Genomic DNA, 1136 nt, shown 5'->3' with positions numbered 1-1136 from the left:
CTCCACCGCACCCGGCGATGAGCGCGACGGTGCAGGCCAACAGCCACAGCTTCAAGCTCTTCATGGTGAGTCCCCTGGCGTGAAGGTGTGCGAGCGAGAGGATGACCGGGCCAAGGGCACTGTCCGGCAAGCAGCAGCCAGCGCCAATTCGTGGTTCCGCGCCGGCCCCGGACTCCGTCCCCGCGCAGCCGCAGGCTTCCACCCAAGTCCCGTACAGGCTCCACCAAAAGACGCCCACGACGGCCCCCCAGTCGTGAGGCGCCTCCCCCTCCCGGTGTGTACGGCTCCGGGAGGGGAGTCCTTTGGCTTGCTGCGCTATTTGCCGGGGCGCTCCACCATGACGACTGGATGCCCGGTCACCTGCTCCTGGAAGACCAGGGGCTTCTCGTGGATGCACTCAGGCAGCGTCTGATACGGATGGTTCCGATGGTCGATGTGCGCGTCCTGGAGCTGAGCGCGGCAGTCGCAATCCGAGCCGTCAGCGTGGCACAGGGGTTGGAGCCTGCCGGGGCGCTGGGTGATGTGGCCAGACAGGTAGAAGTTGCAGCCCGGGAACTGCTCGCGCAGGGACTCGAGGGCGCGGTCGGGCTGAACGGGAACAAGGTGGACGGCGGTCATGGGGAAACTCCGTGGAAATGGGTGGGAAATTCGGCGCTACGAACTCCCCTATTCCGGGGTCAGCCGCAGGCTCCTGCCTGTTGGCGCCAACAGGTGGGTGACGGTCGCATGTGGGCGCCGTGCCGGAACTGTCAGCCGAAGTCCGCCCTCCTCCGGTTCGCGGCGGACCTCGCCAAAGAGAACGAGCGCCAAGCGATTCAACTCGCTGAGCAGCAGTGCCAGTTCGAGGCCCAGGCGCCCGCCGTGAAGCTGGCCGACGACTTCCTCGCCACCACGCGGCTGATGAGCCTCATGGACACGGCCCGGCACCTGCGGCTGCCCATCCGCGCCTTCTTCCGAATGCCATCGCAAGCCCACCACCGTCCAGATCCTGCCCCTCCTCCTAAACCAACGATCTCGATTCTCGCACGACGTCAGGAGGCGCGCCTGAGGTCGGCTCGGCGCAGGGATGGACAGGCAGAGCGCTGTGCATTCCGCGCGTCGAGGTAGGCATGTACCCGCACCATGAGCTGGGCCAT

2 protein-coding genes are annotated in these 1136 nt (G+C 66.7%); both read right to left on the bottom strand.

Features of this window, described 5'->3' with window-relative positions; genetic code table 11:
* Positions 1-315: 315 nt before the first annotated feature.
* Complete coding sequence (locus tag K8625_RS43565) at positions 316-618, bottom strand: hypothetical protein (protein WP_223786113.1); 303 nt, start codon at positions 616-618, stop codon at positions 316-318.
* Between the two features lie 48 nt (positions 619-666).
* A complete protein-coding gene (locus K8625_RS43560) occupies positions 667-978 on the bottom strand; it encodes a hypothetical protein (RefSeq protein WP_223786112.1) in 312 nt (103 codons plus the stop codon).
* Positions 979-1136 lie beyond the last annotated feature (158 nt).

Origin of the sequence: Myxococcus sp. AS-1-15 (assembly GCF_020037055.1) — a bacterium.
GTDB classification, from domain to species: Bacteria; Myxococcota; Myxococcia; order Myxococcales; family Myxococcaceae; genus Myxococcus; species Myxococcus fulvus.
The sequence above is the reverse complement of the archived record's forward strand: the minus strand, read 5'-3'. Positions and strand labels throughout refer to the sequence as shown.

Excerpts from the sequence above, each read along its gene's own strand:
- K8625_RS43565 (WP_223786113.1), bottom strand. The coding sequence starts at position 618 with ATGACCGCCGTCCACCTTGTTCCCGTTCAGCCCGACCGCGCCCTCGAG.